The organism is Serpentinimonas raichei, assembly GCF_000828895.1.
Classification (GTDB): domain Bacteria; phylum Pseudomonadota; class Gammaproteobacteria; order Burkholderiales; family Burkholderiaceae_C; genus Serpentinimonas; species Serpentinimonas raichei.
Map to the genome: position 1 here is coordinate 15,452 of NZ_AP014568.1, position 18,311 is coordinate 33,762.

Consider the following 18,311-nt stretch of genomic DNA (forward strand, 5'->3'; position numbering starts at 1 on the left):
AGCGTCATGCAGCTCAACCCCGCAGAGATTTCTGAACTGATCAAGTCGCGCATCGAAGGGCTGGTGGCCAGCACCGATGTGCGCAACCAAGGCACCGTGGTCTCGGTGACCGACGGCATTTGCCGCGTCCATGGCCTCTCGGACGTGATGCAAGGCGAAATGCTCGAATTCCCGCTCAATTCCGAAGGGCAGCCCACTTACGGTCTGGCACTCAACCTCGAGCGCGACTCGGTCGGTGCCGTGATTCTGGGTGCCTACGAACACCTGTGCGAAGGCGACACGGTCAAGTGCACCGGGCGCATTCTGGAGGTGCCGGTGGGTCCCGAGCTGATCGGCCGCGTGGTCAACACCTTGGGCGCCCCGATCGACGGCAAAGGCCCGATCAACGCCAAAATGACCGACGTGATCGAAAAAGTCGCTCCCGGCGTGATCGCGCGCAAATCAGTGGACCAGCCGGTGCAGACCGGGCTCAAGTCCATCGACTCGATGGTGCCCGTCGGCCGTGGCCAGCGCGAGCTGATCATCGGCGACCGCCAGACCGGCAAAACCGCGGTGGCCATCGACGCCATCATCAACCAAAAAGGTCAGAACATGACCTGCGTTTACGTCGCGATTGGCCAGAAGGCCTCGTCGATCAAGAACGTGGTGCGCGCGCTCGAGCAGGCCGGGGCCATGGACTACACCATCGTGGTGGCCGCTTCCGCCTCTGAATCTGCTGCCATGCAGTACCTCGCCCCCTACTCGGGCTGCACCATGGGCGAGTACTTCCGCGACCGCGGCCAAGACGCGCTCATCATTTACGACGACCTCTCCAAGCAAGCCGTGGCCTATCGCCAGGTTTCCTTGTTGCTGCGCCGCCCACCAGGCCGCGAAGCCTACCCCGGCGACGTGTTTTATCTGCACAGCCGCTTGCTCGAGCGCGCCGCGCGCGTCAACGCCGACTACGTGGAAGCCTTCACCAAGGGTGAAGTCAAGGGAAAGACCGGCTCGCTCACCGCGCTGCCGATCATCGAAACCCAGGCTGGCGACGTCTCGGCCTTCGTTCCGACCAACGTGATCTCGATCACCGACGGTCAGATCTTCCTGGAAACCAGCCTGTTCAACGCCGGCGTGCGCCCCGCCATCAACGCCGGTATCTCGGTCTCGCGTGTCGGTGGTGCGGCGCAGACCAAGCTGATCAAGGGCCTCTCGGGCGGTATCCGCACCGACTTGGCGCAGTACCGCGAGCTGGCCGCCTTTGCCCAGTTTGCCTCCGACCTCGACGAAGCCACGCGCAAGCAGCTCGACCGCGGTGCCCGCGTGACCGAACTGCTCAAGCAAAAGCAGTACAGCCCGCTTTCTATCGCGCTCATGGCCGCCACGCTGTACGCGGTCAACAAGGGCTTTGTTGATAACGTGGATGTGAAAAAAGTGTTGTCGTTCGAGGCGGGCCTGCACGGCTACCTGAAAGACAAACACGCTGCCTTGCTGGCCACACTCGAGAGCGAGAAGGCTTTGAGCAAAGAGTCCGAGGCCGAGCTCAGCCAGGCGATTGGCGCGTTCAAGCAGTCCGGCGCCTACTGATGCGCTGCGGCGCAACCCGATAAGGAGCATCAATGGCAGCCGGCAAGGAAATCCGCACCAAGATCAAATCGGTGGAAAACACCAAGAAGATCACCAAAGCCATGGAAATGGTGGCCGCCTCCAAAATGCGCAAGGCGCAAGAGCGCATGCGCATGGCGCGGCCCTACAGCGAGAAGGTGCGCCAGATCGCCGTCAACCTCGGACGTGTCAACCCAGAGTACGAGCACCCGTTCATGCTCACGCACCCCGAAGCCAAGGTGGCTGGCTTGGTTGTCATCACGACCGACAAGGGCCTGTGCGGCGGCATGAACACCAACGTGCTGCGCCTGGTGACCAACCAACTGCGTGAGGCGCAAAACCAAGGTTTGAGCACCGAGGTGGTGGCAATCGGCAACAAGGGGCTGGGTTTTATGAATCGCATCGGTGCCAAGGTGGTGTCGCATGCGACCGCTCTGGGCGACACGCCGCACCTGGAAAAGCTCATCGGCCCGGTCAAGGTGATGCTCGACGCCTATATGCAAGGGCGGCTGAGTTCGGTGCAACTGTGTTACACGCGCTTTATCAACACCATGCGCCAAGAAGCGGTGGTGCAGCAGTTGTTGCCCCTGAAAGCCGAGACGCTCGAAACCGGTGCCCCAGGCTATGACTGGGACTATCTCTACGAGCCCGACGCGCAGACCGTGATCGACGAATTGCTGGTGCGCTACATCGAGTCGCAGGTCTATCAGGCGGTGGCCGAGAACATGGCTTCCGAGCAGTCGGCGCGCATGGTGGCCATGAAGGCCGCGACCGACAACGCGGGCAGCGTGATCAGCGAACTCAAGCTGATATACAACAAAACACGCCAAGCCGGCATCACCAAAGAACTGTCGGAAATTGTTGCGGGTGCGGCGGCCGTTTGAGGCTGCCCTTCAAAGATTCAGAGCATTAAAAGGTATCCAACATGTCTCAAGCCAACGCAGAAGTGAACACCGCGGTACAGGGCAAGATTGTGCAGTGCATCGGCGCCGTGGTTGATGTGGAATTTCCGCGCAACCAAATGCCGCGCGTCTATGACGCACTCAAAATGGAAGGCACGGCGCTGACGCTGGAAGTGCAGCAGCAGCTCGGCGACGGCGTGGTGCGCACCATCGCGCTGGGTTCGTCCGACGGACTGCGCCGCGGCATGCGGGTGAGCAACACCCACGCCAACATCACGGTGCCGGTGGGCAAAGCCACCCTGGGCCGCATCATGGACGTGCTCGGCCAGCCGATCGACGAGCGCGGCCCGGTAGACCAAACCCTAACCGCCCCGATCCACCGCAAGGCCCCGGCCTACGACGAACTCTCGCCCTCGCAAGAGCTGCTGGAAACCGGCATCAAAGTGATCGACTTGGTCTGCCCCTTCGCCAAAGGCGGCAAGGTGGGTCTGTTCGGCGGTGCCGGTGTGGGCAAGACCGTGAACATGATGGAGCTCATCAACAACATCGCCAAGGCGCACAGCGGCCTGTCGGTGTTTGCTGGCGTGGGCGAGCGCACCCGCGAAGGCAACGACTTCTACCATGAGATGGCCGACTCCGGTGTGGTGAATCTCGAGAACCTGCCCGAATCTAAAGTGGCGATGGTCTATGGCCAGATGAACGAGCCGCCGGGCAACCGCCTGCGCGTGGCACTCACCGGCCTGACGATTGCCGAATCGTTCCGTGACGAAGGCCGTGACGTGCTGTTCTTCGTCGACAACATCTACCGCTACACCTTGGCCGGTACCGAGGTGTCGGCGCTGCTGGGCCGTATGCCCTCGGCGGTGGGCTACCAGCCCACGCTGGCCGAGGAAATGGGCCGCCTGCAAGAGCGCATCACCTCCACCAAGGTCGGTTCCATCACCTCGATTCAGGCCGTTTACGTGCCGGCCGACGACTTGACCGACCCCTCGCCCGCGACCACCTTCGCCCACTTGGACTCGACCGTGGTGCTGTCGCGCGACATCGCCTCGCTGGGCATTTACCCGGCCGTGGACCCGCTGGACTCCACCAGCCGCCAGCTCGACCCGCTGGTGGTGGGCGCCGAGCATTATGCGGTGGCGCGCGCCGTGCAGGGCACGCTGCAGCGCTACAAAGAGCTGCGCGACATCATCGCCATTCTGGGCATGGACGAACTGGCCCCGGAGGACAAACTGGCGGTGTCGCGGGCGCGCAAGATTCAGCGCTTCCTGTCGCAGCCTTTCCACGTGGCCGAGGTCTTCACCGGATCGCCCGGCAAGTACGTGCCGCTGTCGGAAACCATCCGCGGCTTCAAGATGATCAGCAGTGGCGAGTGCGACCACCTGCCCGAGCAGGCTTTTTATATGGTCGGCACCATCGACGAAGCCTTCGAAAAAGCCAAGAAAATGGCCTGATGCGCTGCGCTGCATGGCCTGCACCGGGGTCAGCTTGACGGGGTGCAGGCACGCAGCACCAAAGCCTAGACTTTAGCCAAGGAACACAGATGAACACGATACAAGTCGAGGTGGTCAGCGCCGAAGAGTCGATTTTCAGTGGGCCGGCCAAATTCATTTCGATACCGGGCGAAATGGGCGATATGGGCATCCTGCCCGGACATGCACCCTTGATCACGCGCATCAAACCCGGCGCGGTGCGGATCGAAAAGGCCGACGGCGATGAGGAATTCGTTTTCGTCGCCGGCGGCATCCTCGAGGTGCAGCCGCGCTTGGTCACGGTGTTGAGCGATACCGCGATCCGCGGCCACGACCTCGACGAAGCCAAGGCCAACGACGCGCGCAAGCACGCCGAAGAGGCGCTCAAAAACGCCAAGAGCGGCATCGATCTGGCCAAGGCCACGTCGGAGCTGGCCGTGATGGCGGCGCAGATCGCTGCGCTGCGCAAGTTCCGGCAAAAACGCTAAACCCAGCGCGGTCGCTGGCCAGCGGCTCGGTGATGGCTGCGGGCTGGACCTACCGTGCGCCGGTCTGGCTACCCGGCGGCCACGCGCAGACCCTTTGCACCGCCCTGTGGGGCCGCAGCCACCGCATCCCGCCGCTGAGCTTCAAGCGCCAGCGCTGGTTCACGCCCGACGACGATTTCATAGACGCCGACTGGTTGGAGCGATCACCCAGCCTAGGCCTTGGCGCGGTGCAAGAGCGGAATCGCGCAGCAGATGACTTCAAGCCTCCAAGCAGGGCAGACGGCACCACGCTGGTGCTGTTCCATGGCCTTGAGGGCAGTTCGCGCAGCCACTACGCCAAAACCTTTGCTGCCGAGGCGCAGCGCCGTGGTTGGGTCTTTGTGCTGCCGCACTTCCGGGGCTGCTCCGGCCCGATCAACCTGGCCCCGCGCGCCTACCACAGCGGGGACCACGAAGAAATAGCTTGGATGCTGCGGCGCGTACGCGAGCACGTAGGGCCCGATTGCCAGTTGTATGCGGTGGGGGTTTCGCTGGGCGGCAACGCGCTGCTGCGCTGGGCTCAAGAGGCGGACCACTCGGTGGCCGGCGTCGCAGCTCTGGCCACCGTATCGGCTCCGCTCGACTTGACCGCCGCCGGCAATGTGATCGACAGCGGGTTCAACCGCTGGATCTATGCACAGATGTTCCTGCGCACCATGAAACGCAAGGCGCGCAGCAAGGGGCAGCAATTTCCTGGGTTATTCGACTTGCAGCGCGCCTTGGCTGCACGCACTTTGCGTGCGTTTGACGACGCCTTCACCGCGCCATTGCACGGCTTTGCCGGGGTGGACGACTACTGGCAGCGCGCTTCAGCCAAGCCCAGATTGGCTGCCATTGAGTTGCCTACACTGCTGCTCAATGCCCGCAACGACCCCTTGGTGCCAGCAAGCAGCCTGCCCCAAGCGGGCGAGGCGGGCCCTGCCGCGGGCCCTGCCGTAACACTGTGGCAACCCGAATCGGGTGGGCATGTGGGTTTTCCGGGGGGCCTGCGCTGGGGGAACGGCGGTGCCCAATGGGATTTGCAAGCCATGCCTGCGGCCGTGTGCGCGTGGTTGGCGGCGCAGAGTGGCTAAGGTGCTAGTGGCACCGCAGCCGCGCACACCGTGCTGGAGCCGACGCTTATTGTGCTGCGGCTTGCGGAGCCAGCGGCTCGGGGAAATTGCCACCGCTCGCGTTGGCCAGATAGACCACGGCGCGCTTGATCTCAAAGTCGCTAAATGCGCCACCGCCTTGGGCGCCCATGGCCCCCTTGCCTTGCAAAGTGGAGGTGATCAGGCGCTCCAGACCGGCTCCGATGCGGGGTGCCCAAGCGGCAGTGTCGCCAAACTTGGGTGCGCCCACCACACCCGCTGCATGGCAGGCCATGCAGGCCGACATATAAACCTGTTGACCGGTTTGCAATTCTCGCGTGGCCTCACGCAGAGCGACCGTGCCTACGCGCTGAATGCGCTCGGCAAGGGCACGCTCTTGCTCGGCCACGTTGACGGGTGGTGCAAAGGGCTTTTGCAAAACCAGCACCACCAGCAGGGTGGTCACGATCAACGGGATGACCACAGCCAGCAGGATCAACCAGCGCTTGAGGTTGAAAGCAGAAAGGGCGCCAGCGGGGGAGGATTTTGCGTCACTCATGGGGGGCCTTTGGTAGCGGAAAACGGCTCAAAACCACAGGAGTCCATGTGAGTGGGCTCCGACCGGCTCCATTATAAGCGGCGACAAGCAGAAAAATTCACCTCTGTCGGCCGCGTGGCGCGGCAGCGTTATGATGCTGCAAGCGCATCCGCGCACGAAAGCCGCAACATGCCACTGGTCGTATTCAATCAAAAAGGTGGGGTGGGCAAGTCCACCATCGCGTGCAACCTGGCCGCCATCAGCGCCGCGCAGGGGCGGCGCACCTTGTTGATCGACCTCGACGTGCAGGGCAATTCGAGCCGCTACCTGCTCGGTGCCCAGCCCGCGACCCAAGCCGGTGGGGTGGCGGGTTTTTTCGAGCAGACGCTGAGCTACACCTTCAACCCCCTGCCGCCCACGCACTTCGTGCAGCGCACGCCTTTTGATGGGCTGGACCTGTTGGCCGCCAGCCCGACGCTGGATGAGTTGCAGCCCAAGTTGGAGGCGCGCCACAAGATCTACAAGCTGCGCGAGGCGCTGGCGCAACTGGGCCGCGAGTACCAGCAGATCTACCTCGACACCCCACCAGCGCTCAACTTCTACACCCGCTCCGCGCTCATGGGGGCCAGCGGCTGCCTGATTCCTTTCGATTGCGACGACTTCTCGCGCCAGGCGCTCTACACCCTGCTGGCCAATGTAGAAGAAATCCGCGCCGACCACAACGCGGCGTTGCAAGTTAAAGGCATCGTGGTGAACCAGTTCCAGCCGCGTGCCCGCCTGCCGCAGCAACTGGTGCAGGAGCTGATCGACGAAGGACTGCCGGTGTTGCAACCCTATCTGCAGGCTTCGGTCAAGGTGCGCGAGTCGCACCAGTTGGCGCGCCCGCTGATCCACCTAGAGCCCAAACACCCACTCACCCAGGCCCTGCTGGCGCTGCACCAGCGGCTGCTGTAGGCCCGAGCAGCGCGTGGCTGCCCCGCAGCGGGTGAGGCAGCGCCCCGGTTTATTCACGTTTTCCCTGTAACATGTTCAACTTTCGCGGATGAAAGTGCGGTCGCGCGCTTGCTACCATTCGCGCCTTTGCTTCTATAAGGTATTGAATATGTTGCTGCACATGGTTTTTTTCGTCGCCGGTCTGGTGGCGCTGGTCATGGGAGCCAGCGCGCTGGTGCGCGGGGCCTCCAAGCTGGCGCTGTCGGTGGGCATCTCGCCGTTGGTGGTGGGGCTGACCATCGTCGCCTTTGGCACCAGCGCGCCCGAAATGGCGGTCACGGTTGGGGCCACGCTGGAGGGGCAGTACGACATCGCGGTGGGCAACGTGATCGGCAGCAACATCTTCAACGTGCTGTTCATCCTCGGGGCCAGCGCACTGATCGTTCCGCTGGTGGTGCACACGCAGTTGATTCGCCAAGAGGTACCGATCATGATCGGGGCTTCGCTGCTGGTGCTGGCCTTCGGGATGGATGGGGCCATCAGTTGGATCGACGGCGCGATTTTGTTTGGCCTGTTGCTGACCTACACCGCCTTTCTGGTGATTCAGTCGCGCCGCGCCACGGCGGCCGAATCGGCCGAGTTCGACGCCGAACTCAAACCCGCCACGGCCGCCGAATGGGACGGCAAGCTGCCGGTGCAAATCGTGCTGATTGCCATCGGGCTGGTGCTGCTGGTGCTGGGTTCGGGCTGGCTGGTGGATTCGTCCATTGCTTTTGCGCGCTTCTTTGGCGTGAGCGAGCTGATCATTGGCCTGACCATCGTCGCCGCCGGCACTTCGATGCCAGAAGTGGCCACGTCCATCACCGCCGCCCTCAAGGGCGAGCGCGACATCGCGGTGGGCAACGTGGTGGGCAGCAACACCTTCAACCTGCTCGGGGTGGTGGGGCTGGGCGGCATGGTCTCGTTTGGCTCGGCCGGCTTGGTGGTCGCCGATGCCGTGCTGGCCTTCGACATCTGGATCATGCTGGCGGTGGCGCTGGCTTGCCTGCCGGTGTTTATCTCGGGGCGCGAGATCGCGCGCTGGGAAGGTGCGGTATTCCTAGGCTACTACGTGGCTTATGTGGCGTACCTGATTTTGGCGGCGCAACAGCACGCGGCCTTGCAGGGTTTTAGCATGGTGATGCTGGGCTTTGTGGTGCCGCTGACGATCGTCACGATGGTGGTGGTGATGCTGCGCCAGAAACCGCCGGCCAGCGCGGGTTGAGGCGCAAGGGGTGCGCCGCTTTGCGCAGGTTCAGGATAGGCTGAGGGGTGGCTGAACCCGCCCCGCGCCCCAGCGCCCTGAGCGGGCCGCAAAAAGCGCTGCGCAAGCTCGGCCTGCTGCGCGCGATCGACTTGGCGCTGCACCTGCCACTGCGCTACGAAGACCAAACCCGCATCACGCCCTTGGCGCAGGCGCAACCTGGGCAGGCGCTGCAGATCGAGGGCACGGTGTGCAGCACCGAGGTGCGCAGCGGTGGTAGGCGCCAGTTGCAGGTGCTGCTCGATGACGGCAGCGGCCGCTGCACCCTGTTGTTTTTCCATTTCAGCGGCGCGCAGCAAAAGGCGCTGGCTCCGGGTGTGCGCATCCGCGCCCGGGGCGAGCTGCGCAGCGGCCTGTTTGGCCCTACGCTCTTGCACCCGCAGTGGCAGCGCGCCGAAGGCGAGTTGCCGCAGACGCTCACCCCCGTCTATCCGGCCAGTGCCGGGCTGCCGCAAGCCTATCTGCGCCGCGCCGTTGTGGGAGCGCTGGAGCGCGCCGACCTGAGCGAGACCGTGCCCGCCTTGGCTTGGGCCGACTGCCCTGGGCTGCAGCCCGAGCCCGAGCGGCTTGCAGCAGCGCCGCAGGGCAGTTTGCGCGCGGCCTTGCACTGCCTGCACCAGCCGCCGCCCGGGGTGGCGCTGGACAGCCTGGAGCAGCGCACACACCCGGCTTGGGTGCGCCTGAAGGCCGAAGAACTGCTGGCGCAGCAACTGGCGCAGTGGCAGGCGCGGCGCGAGCGCATGTTGCGCCTGGCCCCGGCTTTGCCGCCGCGCCCAGAGGGTTTGGCGGCGCAATTGCAAGCCGCTTTGCCGTTTGCGCTCACAGCGGCCCAAGTCCGGGTGGGTGCCGAAATCGCCGCCGATCTGGCGCGCAGCACCCCCATGCACCGCCTACTGCAAGGCGATGTGGGCAGCGGCAAAACGGTGGTGGCGGCGCTGGCGGCGGCGCATGCCATCGACGCGGGCTGGCAGTGCGCCCTGATGGCGCCGACCGAAATTCTGGCCGAACAGCATTTTGGCAAACTGGTGGGCTGGCTGGCTCCGTTGCTGGCCCCGCAGGGCTTGTGCGTGGCCTGGCTCACCGGCAGCCAAGGCAAGGCAGAGCGCGCCGCCATGCTGGAGGCGGTGCAACGGGGCACGGCGGCGCTGGTGGTGGGGACACACGCCGTGATCGGCGAGCAGGTGCGCTTTGCGCGCCTGGGGCTGGCGCTGATCGACGAGCAACACCGCTTTGGCGTGGCGCAGCGGCTGGCCTTGCGCGAGAAAAACGCCGATTGCGAGCCGCACCTGCTGATGATGAGCGCGACCCCAATCCCGCGCACGCTGGCGATGAGCCATTTCGCCGACCTCGATGTCTCGACCCTAGACGAACTGCCGCCCGGGCGCAGCCCGATCCTGACCAAGCTGCTCGGCGCACATCGCCGCGACGAGTTGCTGGAGCGGCTGCGCGCGCAACTGGTGCAAGGGCGGCAAGCCTACTGGGTCTGCCCCCTGATCGAAGAAAGCGAAGCGCTCGATCTGCGCAACGCCCAGGCCACGGCAGCCGAACTGGAGGCGGCGCTGGCGGGCAGCAAAGGCCCCGACGGCGCGCCGCTGCAAGTCGGGCTGCTGCACGCGCGCCTGCCGGTGGCAGAAAAAAAAGCCGTGATGGCGCGCTTTTGCGCCGGGCAGATCGGGGTGCTGGTGAGCACCACGGTGATCGAGGTGGGGGTGGATGTGCCCAACGCCACGCTGATGGTGATCGAACACGCCGAGCGCTTTGGCCTGAGCCAGTTGCACCAGTTGCGCGGCCGTGTCGGGCGTGGGGCGGCGGCATCGGTGTGTGTGTTGTTGTACGCGCCAGGTGAAAACGGCCGCCTGAGCGAGACGGCGCTCCTGCGCCTGCGCGCACTGGCCGAAACCCACGATGGCTTCGAGATTGCCCGGCGCGACTTGGAGATTCGCGGCCCCGGCGAGTTTTTGGGCGCGCGCCAATCGGGCCTGCCGCTGCTGCGCTTTGCCGACCTGGCCCACGACGCGCCGCTGCTGGAATGGGCGCGCACCTGGGCCCCGCGCCTGCTGGCCGAGCAGCCGCAAGCGGCGCAGGCCCACATCGAGCGCTGGTTGGGGGCAAAATCGGACTTTCACAAGGCTTGAAGCCGGCACCGCCATGACCCTGACCGAACTCAAATACATCGTCGCCGTGGCGCGCGAGCGCCACTTTGGCCGGGCCGCCGAGGCGTGCCACGTCTCCCAACCCACGCTGAGCGTGGCGATCAAAAAACTCGAAGAAGAGCTCGAACTCAAATTGTTCGAGCGCAGCGCCAGCGAAGTGAGCGTGACGCCACTGGGTGCTGAGGTGGTGCGGCAAGCGCAGGTGGTGCTGGAGCAGGCCGCGCTCATCAAAGAAATTGCCCAGCGCGGCCAAGACCCGCTGGCGGGGCCGCTGCGCCTGGGCGTGATCTACACCATCGGGCCCTATCTGCTGCCCGATTTGGTGCGCCGCGTGATCGAGCGCACGCCGCAAATGCCGCTGCTGCTGCAAGAAAACCTCACCGCCAAGCTGCTGGAGCAGTTGCGCATCGGCGAGCTCGACGCCGCCATTCTGGCCGAGCCCTTCCCCGACACCAACCTGGCCATCGCGCCACTGTACGACGAGCCCTTTTGGGTGGCCTTGCCGGTGCAGCACCCGCTGGCGCAGCACAGCAGCGTGAGCGCCGAGCAACTCAAACAAGAGACCATGCTGCTGCTCGGGGCCGGGCACTGCTTTCGCGACCACGTGCTCGAAGTCTGCCCAGAGTTTGCGCGCTACGCCAGCAACGCCGAAGGCATACGGCGCAGCTTTGAGGGCTCCTCGCTGGAAACCATCAAGCACATGGTGGCCGCAGGCATGGGCATCACGCTGGTGCCGCGCCTGAGTGTGCCGGCGGCGGCGCTGGCGGCGCAGGCCGGGGCCCCGTTGCCGCCCGACGGGGCGCCCTATGTGCGCTACCTGCCCTTTGCCGGTGCACCGCCCACCCGGCGCGTGGTGCTGGCTTGGCGGCGCAGCTTCACCCGCTACGAGGCCATCGCTGCCTTGCGCAACGCCATTTACGCCTGTGCCTTGCCCGGGGTGCAGCGCCTGACCCCATGAACGCCGCCGCCCCGGGTGCGCCGGGCCGGCTGGCGCTGTACCTGGACTTGATTCGCTGGGACCGCCCGGCCGGCTGGCTGCTGCTGCTCTGGCCCAGCCTGTCGGCGCTGTGGCTGGCGGCCGAGGGCTGGCCGGGCTGGCACCTGCTGGCGGTGTTCGTGCTGGGCACGATTTTGATGCGCAGCGCGGGTTGTTGCAGCAACGACGTGGCGGACCGCGAATTCGATCGCCACGTGCGGCGCACCGCGCAGCGGCCCGTGACCAGTGGGCGCGTGCAGCCGCGCGAGGCGCTGCTGTTGGGGGCGGGCTTGGCTTTTGCGGCCTTTTTGTTGGTGCTCACGACCACGGCGGCCGCGGTGGCGTGGTCGGTGCCGGCGCTGCTGCTGGCGCTGGCCTACCCCTATGCCAAGCGCTTTTTTGCCATGCCGCAGGCGGTGCTGGGGGTGGCGTTCAGCTTCGGCATCCCGATCGCCTACGCGGCGGCGCAAGGCAGCGTGCCGGCTTTGGCCTGGGCGCTGCTGCTGGCCAACCTGTTCTGGGTGCTGGCCTACGACACCGAGTACGCGATGGTGGACCGCGACGACGACTTGCGCATCGGCATCAAAACCTCGGCCATCACGCTCGGGCGCTACGACGTGGCGGCGGTGGCCGCCTTTTACCTGCTGCACCTGCTGCTCTGGGGTGCGCTGCTGTGGCCGCAGGTGGGCGGGCTCTGGTTTGGGCTGGCGCTGGGCTTGGCGCTGGCGCAGGTGGGCTGGCACCTGGGGCTGATCCGCAAACGCAGCCGCGACGGCTGCTTTCGCGCCTTCAAGCTCAACCACTGGTTGGGCTTTACCCTGTTTGCCGGGGTGGCGCTGGAGTATGCGTTGCGCAGCGGGGGCTGACGCGGTTTCGCCGCAGCCCACTCAACTGGGTCAGACCCAAGCGCCGCCGGGCCGCCCCAAGGCGCTTGGCACCCCCTCGGGGGGCAGCGCAGGCGCAGCGCCAAGCGTGGGGGCTAGTTCCCAAACTCGTCGCCCATTTCGCGCGCGCGCCGGTGCGCCGCAGCGATCGCCGCCACGAAGGAGTCGGCCACTTGGGCCGCTTCCAGCGCACTCAGGGCGGCGTGGGTGGTGCCGCCTTTGGAGGTGACGCGCTGGCGCAGCACCTCGGGCGGCTCGCTGCTGCTTTGCGCCAGTTGCGCCGCGCCGACGAAGGTGCCGATCGCCAGCTCGGTGGCGGCTGCGGGGCTCAGACCCAGCTCGGTGCCGGCGCGGCGCATGGCTTCAAGAAAATAAAACACATAGGCCGGCCCGGAGCCCGACAGCGCCGTGACGGCGTCTAGGTCCGACTCTTGTGGCAGCCAGAGCGTGCGCCCGGTGCCCGCCAGCAGCGCCTGCACCTGCTCGCGCTCGGCCGCACTCACGCCCGCGCGAGCGTACAGGCCGGTCATGCCCAAGCCGACCAGCGCCGGGGTGTTGGGCATGGCGCGCACGATGCGCTCGCTGCCCAGCCAGCGCGCCATGCTCTCGGTGCGTATGCCTGCGGCCACACTCAGGTGCAGGGCATGGTCGGGCAGGTGCGCCGCAGACTCCAGCGCCGCTTGCTTGAAGACTTGGGGCTTGACGGCCCAGACCACCAGTGCCGTGGCTGGGGTGCCTGGCCGATCTGGGCTGGCTTGAGACGCCAAGGCGGCGCTGCGCGCCTCTGGGTAAACCGCCACGCCGGGGAACTGCTGCACCAAGCGCACTCGCTGTTCGTCCCAAGGTTCGACGATCTGCAGCGCGGCTGCGGGGTGGCCTTGGCGCAGCAGGCCGCCGACGATGGCGCTGGCCATGTTGCCGCCGCCGATGAAAGTGATGCGGCCCGGCGCACCGGGGCTGGGTGGCAGGCTGTCCAGGCTGGGTAGAGGGGCTGTGCTGGTGGAGCTTGAGGGGCTGTTCATGCCGCCATTGTCGCGCATGGTTAAAGGTGCAAGCGGGCGCAATCTCGTGTGCCATCCTGGTCGATCCGCCCTCGATTCAGCCCCACCCCCAGCCCCAGCCGCCATCAAGCCGCCATCAAGCCGCCACGGTCTGGCGCACCGCGTGTTCCCAGCGCGCCATTTTGGCGGCCGCCTCGTCGCGCGAAAGCGTGGGCAAGAAGCGGCGCTCACAACGCCACTGCTGCGCCAGATCGTCCAGCCCGTCATAGACCCCGGCATGCAGCCCGGCCAGCCAAGCGGCCCCAAGGGCGGTGGTCTCGGTCACGGCCGGGCGCAGCACCGGGATGCCCAACAGATCGGCCTGCATCTGCATCAGCAAATCGTTGACGCAGGCCCCGCCATCGACGCGCAGATCGCTCAGCGGCACCCCGCCGGCCGCCACCGCGTCGCGGCTCATGGCGTGCAGCAAGGCGGCACTCTGGAACGCGATGCTCTCCAGCGCGGCGCGCGCGATGTGCGCCATCGTGCTGCCGCGCGTCAGGCCGGTGATGCTGCCGCGCGCCTCGGGCTGCCAGTAGGGCGCGCCCAGCCCGGTAAAGGCCGGCACCAGCGTCACGCCGCCGGAATCGGGCACGCTGGCGGCCAGCGCCTGCACCTCGCTGCTGGAGTCGATGGCGCGCAGCCCATCGCGCAGCCACTGCACCACCGCGCCGCCCACAAACACGCTGCCTTCGAGCGCGTACTGAGGCGCGCCCGCCGCTTGGGCCACCGCGGTGCCGATCAGGCCGTGCTGGCTTTGCTGCATGCGCTCGCCCGTGTGCATGAGCAGGAAGCAGCCGGTGCCGTAGGTGTTTTTGGCCATGCCGGGCTGGAAACAGGCCTGGCCAAACAAGGCGCTTTGCTGGTCGCCTGCCACACCGGCGATGCGCACCGGGGCACCCAGCCACTCGGCGCTGGTGCGGCCATAGTCGGCGCTAGAAGGCCGCACTTCGGGCAGCAGCGCGTGCGGGATGTCGAACAGCGCCAGCAACTCCTCATCCCATAAGCGCGTGTGCAGATTCAGCAGCAGCGTGCGGGCGGCGTTGCTGCTGTCGGTGGCGTGCAGCGCGCCGCCCGTGAGTTGCCACAGCAACCACGAGTCGATGGTGCCAAAAGCCAGCTCGCCACGCTCGGCGCGCGCCCGTGCCCCCGGGGTGTGATCGAGCAGCCAGGCGATTTTGCTGGCCGAAAAATACGGGTCCAGCCGCAGCCCGGTCTGGGCCTGCACCCAGGGCTCGTGTCCGGCCGCTCGCAGCGCAGCGCAGGCGGCGCTGGTGCGCCGGTCTTGCCAAACGATGGCGCGCCCCAACGGCGCCCCGCTGCGCCGCTCCCACAGCAGCGTGGTCTCGCGCTGGTTGGTGATGCCGATGGCGGCAATCTGCTGCGCCTGCAAGCCGGCCAGGCTCAGGGCTTGGCGCGCAGTGGCCAGTTGCGTGGCCCAGATCTCGTGCGGGCAATGCTCGACCCAGCCCGGCTGCGGGTAGTGCTGCCGGATTTCCTGCTGCGCCTGCGCCAAGATGCAGCCTTGGCTGTCGAAAACGATGCTGCGCGAACTGGTGGTGCCCTGGTCCAGGGCCAGCAAATAAGCCATGTGTGCCTCTTGGGTGTCGTGTGTGGGCTGTGGGCCGGCATGGCGTTCATCCATTTGACGCAAACACCGGTGACAATCGTGACCATTGTGACCCGCAGGGCCAGGCTTGGCCAGTGGGTGGCCGTGCTGCCCAAAAGGGCACACACCCGCTTGCAGCCTAGCGCGCAGACCGGACGCGGCACTGTAACAGCCCACCTACCCCGCCTCACCCCTTGAACTCCTCTGCCCCTCTGACCCGCCAGCAGTCTCTGGAACAGTTGCAGCGCCCCCACTTGTGGGATTTGCTTGTCGTCGGCGGCGGAGCCACCGGCTTGGGCGTGGCGCTGGAGGCGGCGCAGCGCGGCTGGCGCGTGGCGCTGCTGGAATCGCACGACTTTGCCGGCGGCACCTCCTCGCGCTCGACCAAGCTGCTGCACGGCGGCGTGCGCTATCTGGCGCAAGGCAATCTGGCCCTGGTGCGCGAGGCGCTGGCCGAGCGCCAGGCGGTGCTGCACATCGCGCCGCATCTGGCGCAGCCGCTGCCCTTCGTGATGCCGTGCTACCGCCCCTGGCAAGCGCCTTTTTATGGGGCCGGGCTCAAGCTCTACGACTGGCTGGCGGGCAGCGCCGGCTTGGGCCGCACGCGCTGGCTGGGCCGCGAGCAGGCGCTTGCGGCGCTGCCGGGGGTGCAGGCCCAAGGGCTGCTGGGCGGCATCCAGTACTGGGATGCCCAGTTCGAAGACGCCCGGCTGGCGCTGGCGCTGGCGCGCAGCGCCGAAGCCGCCGGGGCGGTGTTGCTGAACTACGTGGAGGTGCAGCAGGTGCAGCGCGTTGCTGCCGCTGGTGCTGCGCAGGCCAACCAAGTGATGCAGGTGCAGGCGCTTGATCGCCACGGGGGAGGGCGGCTGCAACTGCAGGCGCGCTGCGTCGTCAATGCCACCGGGGTCTGGGTGGATGGGCTGCGCCAGACCCTGCAGCCCGAAGCCGCGCCACTGGTCCGGCCCAGCCAAGGGGTGCACCTGGTGGTGGCGCGCGATTTCCTGCCTAGGCAGCAGGCGCTGCTGGTGCCGCGCACCGCCGATGGCCGGGTCTTGTTCGCCGTGCCGTGGCTGGGCGCACTGGTGCTGGGCAGCACCGACACGCCGCGCGCCGATCTGCCACGCGAACCCGAGCCGTTCGAGGCCGAAATCGAATTCATCTTGCGCGAGGCTTCGTTGGCGCTGGCGCGTCCGGTGCGGCGCACCGATGTGAAGAGCGTCTGGGTCGGATTGCGGCCGCTGGTGGCGGCGGCGTCGGCCGGGGCCAACACCAAAACCCTGTCGCGCGAGCACCGCATCGTCGTCGATCGCTCAGGACTGGTCACAGTCACGGGGGGCAAGTGGACCACTTTCCGCGCCATGGCCAGCGATGTGCTGGCGCACTGCGTGGAGGCTGGCCTGCTGGCCCCGCGCCCCGCCTTGGCCAATCCGACTGCCCCCTTGTGCGGGGCCGTGGTTGCAGGAGCGGGTTCGGCTGCAACGCGGGTGCCGCAGCCCCTGCACCAGGCGCCGGGTTTGCATCTGTATGGCAACCACGCCGCCGCCGTGCAAGCCATGCCCGGTGCCGAGCGCATGCTGGGGCTGGGCCTGACCGAGGCCATGGTGCGCTACGCCGTGCGCCACGAGTGGGCGCTGACGGTAGAAGACGTGCTGGCGCGGCGCTGGCGCGCGCTGTTCCTAGACGCCGCCGCCGCCGAGGGCATGGCCGCAGCCGTGGCGCAAATCGTGCAAGACGAGCTGCAGCGCGCCGCTGCGCCCCACACCGACCCCGAATTGCCCGCCTTTGTGGCGCTGGCGCAACGCTACCAGCTGCAGTAGGGTGATGGCAGGGGGCAGCAAGGGGTGAGTCGAGCCCGGCCCCCAAAGCGCGGGCCCACCACAACAAAGTTCACATATTGCTTGACGGCCCTAGGTTCTTGTGTGACAATACGCGGCTTCGCTAGAAAAAAGCGAAGAATTCTTGCCCAGCGAAGCGGCTGCCTAGGTTTGGAAACTGGGGTGGTTGCAACGACGGGCCCAAGACTGATCGCCGCAGGCCGTTGGGGCCTTCGGGATTCAAGTTGGGACTTAAATCAAATGATCCAAACGCAATCTCGACTCGATGTTGCCGACAACACGGGTGCCAAGTCCGTGATGTGCATCAAGGTGCTCGGCGGCTCCAAGCGCCGTTACGCCAGTGTGGGCGACGTCATCAAAGTCAGCATCAAAGAAGCCGCGCCCCGTGGGCGCGTCAAAAAAGGCGAAATCTACAACGCCGTGGTGGTTCGCACCGCCAAAGGCTTGCGCCGCCCGGACGGGGCCTTGATCAAGTTCGACGGCAATGCCGCCGTGTTGCTCAACGCCAAGCTCGAGCCGATCGGCACCCGCATCTTCGGACCGGTGACGCGCGAGTTGCGCACCGAAAAGTTCATGAAGATCGTTTCGCTGGCCCCGGAAGTCCTGTAAGAGGTGTCGCAATGAACAAGATTCGCAAAGGCGACGAAGTCATCGTCATCGCTGGCCGAGACAAAGGCAAGCGCGGCAAAGTCACCCAGCGCGCGGACGAAACGCGGCTGCTGGTCGAGGGCGTGAACATCGTCAAGAAGCACGCCAAGCCCAACCCAATGAAGGGCATCACGGGCGGCATCATCGCCAAGACGATGTCGATCCATCAGTCCAACGTGGCCATTTTTAACCCAAGCACCGGCAAAGCCGACCGCGTGGGTATCAAGGTGCTCGAAGACGGCAACAAAGTGCGCGTCTTTAAGTCCAGTGGCGCAGAAATCAAGGCGGCCTGAACATGACACGCTTTCAACAAATCTTTCGCGAGAAAATCGCGCCGGCGCTGCAAGAGCAGTTTGGCTTCGAGTCCGTGATGCAGGTTCCGCGCATCACCAAGATCACCCTCAACATGGGTGTGGGCGAGGCCGTGGCCGACAAAAAGGTGCTGGAAAACGCCGTCGGCGACCTGACCAAGATCTCTGGCCAAAAGCCGGTTGTGACCCGGGCCCGCAAGGCCATCGCCGGCTTCAAAATCCGCGAAGGCCAGCCGATCGGCTGCATGGTCACGCTGCGCGGCGCCCGCATGTACGAATTCCTCGACCGCTTCGTCACCGTGGCGCTGCCACGGGTGCGCGACTTTCGTGGCATTTCGGGCAAGGCGTTCGACGGCCGGGGTAACTACAACATCGGCGTCAAAGAGCAGATCATTTTCCCGGAAATCGAATACGACAAGGTCGATGCCTTGCGTGGGCTGAACATCAGCATCACCACCACCGCCAAGAACGACGCCGAATGCAAGGCGTTGCTGGCCGGTTTCCGTTTCCCGTTCAAGAACTGAGGTGC

Annotated in this window: 17 protein-coding genes; 14 read left to right on the forward strand and 3 right to left on the reverse strand. The window is 66.0% G+C overall.

What is annotated here, in order from left to right; genetic code table 11:
• The first annotated feature begins 6 nt into the window (after positions 1 to 6).
• The 5 genes from atpA to SRAA_RS00095 all read left to right on the forward strand — a co-directional run bounded on the left by atpA (position 7) and on the right by SRAA_RS00095 (position 5,555).
• Positions 7 to 1,563: a F0F1 ATP synthase subunit alpha gene (gene atpA, locus SRAA_RS00075; protein ID WP_029463001.1), complete on the forward strand. Its 1,557-nt coding sequence runs from the start codon at positions 7 to 9 to the stop codon at positions 1,561 to 1,563.
• Positions 1,564 to 1,595: 32 nt separating this feature from the next.
• Positions 1,596 to 2,465, forward strand: coding sequence for a F0F1 ATP synthase subunit gamma (atpG, locus tag SRAA_RS00080; protein ID WP_029463000.1), 870 nt, complete (start codon positions 1,596 to 1,598; stop codon positions 2,463 to 2,465).
• A gap of 41 nt (positions 2,466 to 2,506) precedes the next feature.
• Complete coding sequence (gene atpD, locus SRAA_RS00085; RefSeq protein ID WP_045530144.1) at positions 2,507 to 3,937, forward strand: F0F1 ATP synthase subunit beta; 1,431 nt, start codon at positions 2,507 to 2,509, stop codon at positions 3,935 to 3,937.
• An 89-nt stretch (positions 3,938 to 4,026) separates the two neighbouring features.
• Positions 4,027 to 4,443, forward strand: coding sequence for a F0F1 ATP synthase subunit epsilon (locus tag SRAA_RS00090; RefSeq protein ID WP_045530146.1), 417 nt, complete (start codon positions 4,027 to 4,029; stop codon positions 4,441 to 4,443).
• A gap of 32 nt (positions 4,444 to 4,475) precedes the next feature.
• On the forward strand, positions 4,476 to 5,555 hold the full coding sequence (locus tag SRAA_RS00095) for a YheT family hydrolase (protein ID WP_045530148.1): 1,080 nt from the start codon (positions 4,476 to 4,478) through the stop codon (positions 5,553 to 5,555).
• Positions 5,556 to 5,601: 46 nt separating this feature from the next.
• Here SRAA_RS00095 and SRAA_RS00100 read toward each other — a convergent pair whose 3' ends face one another.
• A complete protein-coding gene (locus tag SRAA_RS00100) occupies positions 5,602 to 6,111 on the reverse strand; it encodes a c-type cytochrome (protein ID WP_045530150.1) in 510 nt (169 codons plus the stop codon).
• Between the two features lie 168 nt (positions 6,112 to 6,279).
• Here SRAA_RS00100 and SRAA_RS00105 point away from each other — a divergent pair, with 168 nt between their 5' ends.
• From SRAA_RS00105 to ubiA, 5 genes are all read left to right on the forward strand, one after another.
• Positions 6,280 to 7,044 (forward strand): ParA family protein, encoded by a 765-nt coding sequence (locus SRAA_RS00105; RefSeq protein WP_045532954.1) that lies wholly within the window; start codon positions 6,280 to 6,282, stop codon positions 7,042 to 7,044.
• A 148-nt stretch (positions 7,045 to 7,192) separates the two neighbouring features.
• Positions 7,193 to 8,287: a calcium/sodium antiporter gene (locus SRAA_RS00110; RefSeq protein ID WP_045530152.1), complete on the forward strand. Its 1,095-nt coding sequence runs from the start codon at positions 7,193 to 7,195 to the stop codon at positions 8,285 to 8,287.
• 47 nt (positions 8,288 to 8,334) lie between these two features.
• Entirely contained in the window at positions 8,335 to 10,461 is a 2,127-nt protein-coding gene (recG, locus tag SRAA_RS00115) for an ATP-dependent DNA helicase RecG (RefSeq protein ID WP_045530154.1), read from the forward strand.
• Positions 10,462 to 10,474: 13 nt separating this feature from the next.
• Positions 10,475 to 11,437: a hydrogen peroxide-inducible genes activator gene (locus SRAA_RS00120; protein ID WP_045530156.1), complete on the forward strand. Its 963-nt coding sequence runs from the start codon at positions 10,475 to 10,477 to the stop codon at positions 11,435 to 11,437.
• A complete protein-coding gene (ubiA, locus tag SRAA_RS00125; RefSeq protein WP_045530158.1) occupies positions 11,434 to 12,321 on the forward strand; it encodes a 4-hydroxybenzoate octaprenyltransferase in 888 nt (295 codons plus the stop codon). Before SRAA_RS00120 ends, ubiA begins: the two co-directional genes overlap by 4 nt.
• Before the next feature lie 113 nt (positions 12,322 to 12,434).
• Here ubiA and proC read toward each other — a convergent pair whose 3' ends face one another.
• Positions 12,435 to 13,361 carry a pyrroline-5-carboxylate reductase gene (proC, locus tag SRAA_RS00130; protein ID WP_082040060.1) on the reverse strand — a complete coding sequence of 309 codons (927 nt, stop codon included), beginning with the start codon at positions 13,359 to 13,361 and terminating at the stop codon, positions 12,435 to 12,437.
• A gap of 115 nt (positions 13,362 to 13,476) precedes the next feature.
• Entirely contained in the window at positions 13,477 to 14,970 is a 1,494-nt protein-coding gene (gene glpK / locus SRAA_RS00135) for a glycerol kinase GlpK (RefSeq protein ID WP_045532957.1), read from the reverse strand.
• A 212-nt stretch (positions 14,971 to 15,182) separates the two neighbouring features.
• Here glpK and SRAA_RS00140 point away from each other — a divergent pair, with 212 nt between their 5' ends.
• The 4 genes from SRAA_RS00140 to rplE all read left to right on the forward strand — a co-directional run bounded on the left by SRAA_RS00140 (position 15,183) and on the right by rplE (position 18,306).
• Positions 15,183 to 16,805 (forward strand): glycerol-3-phosphate dehydrogenase/oxidase, encoded by a 1,623-nt coding sequence (locus SRAA_RS00140; protein WP_045530160.1) that lies wholly within the window; start codon positions 15,183 to 15,185, stop codon positions 16,803 to 16,805.
• A 258-nt stretch (positions 16,806 to 17,063) separates the two neighbouring features.
• Entirely contained in the window at positions 17,064 to 17,432 is a 369-nt protein-coding gene (gene rplN, locus SRAA_RS00145) for a 50S ribosomal protein L14 (RefSeq protein WP_029461320.1), read from the forward strand.
• 11 nt (positions 17,433 to 17,443) lie between these two features.
• Positions 17,444 to 17,764, forward strand: coding sequence for a 50S ribosomal protein L24 (rplX, locus tag SRAA_RS00150; protein WP_045530161.1), 321 nt, complete (start codon positions 17,444 to 17,446; stop codon positions 17,762 to 17,764).
• Between the two features lie 2 nt (positions 17,765 to 17,766).
• On the forward strand, positions 17,767 to 18,306 hold the full coding sequence (rplE, locus tag SRAA_RS00155; RefSeq protein WP_045530162.1) for a 50S ribosomal protein L5: 540 nt from the start codon (positions 17,767 to 17,769) through the stop codon (positions 18,304 to 18,306).
• The last annotated feature ends 5 nt before the right edge of the window (positions 18,307 to 18,311 follow it).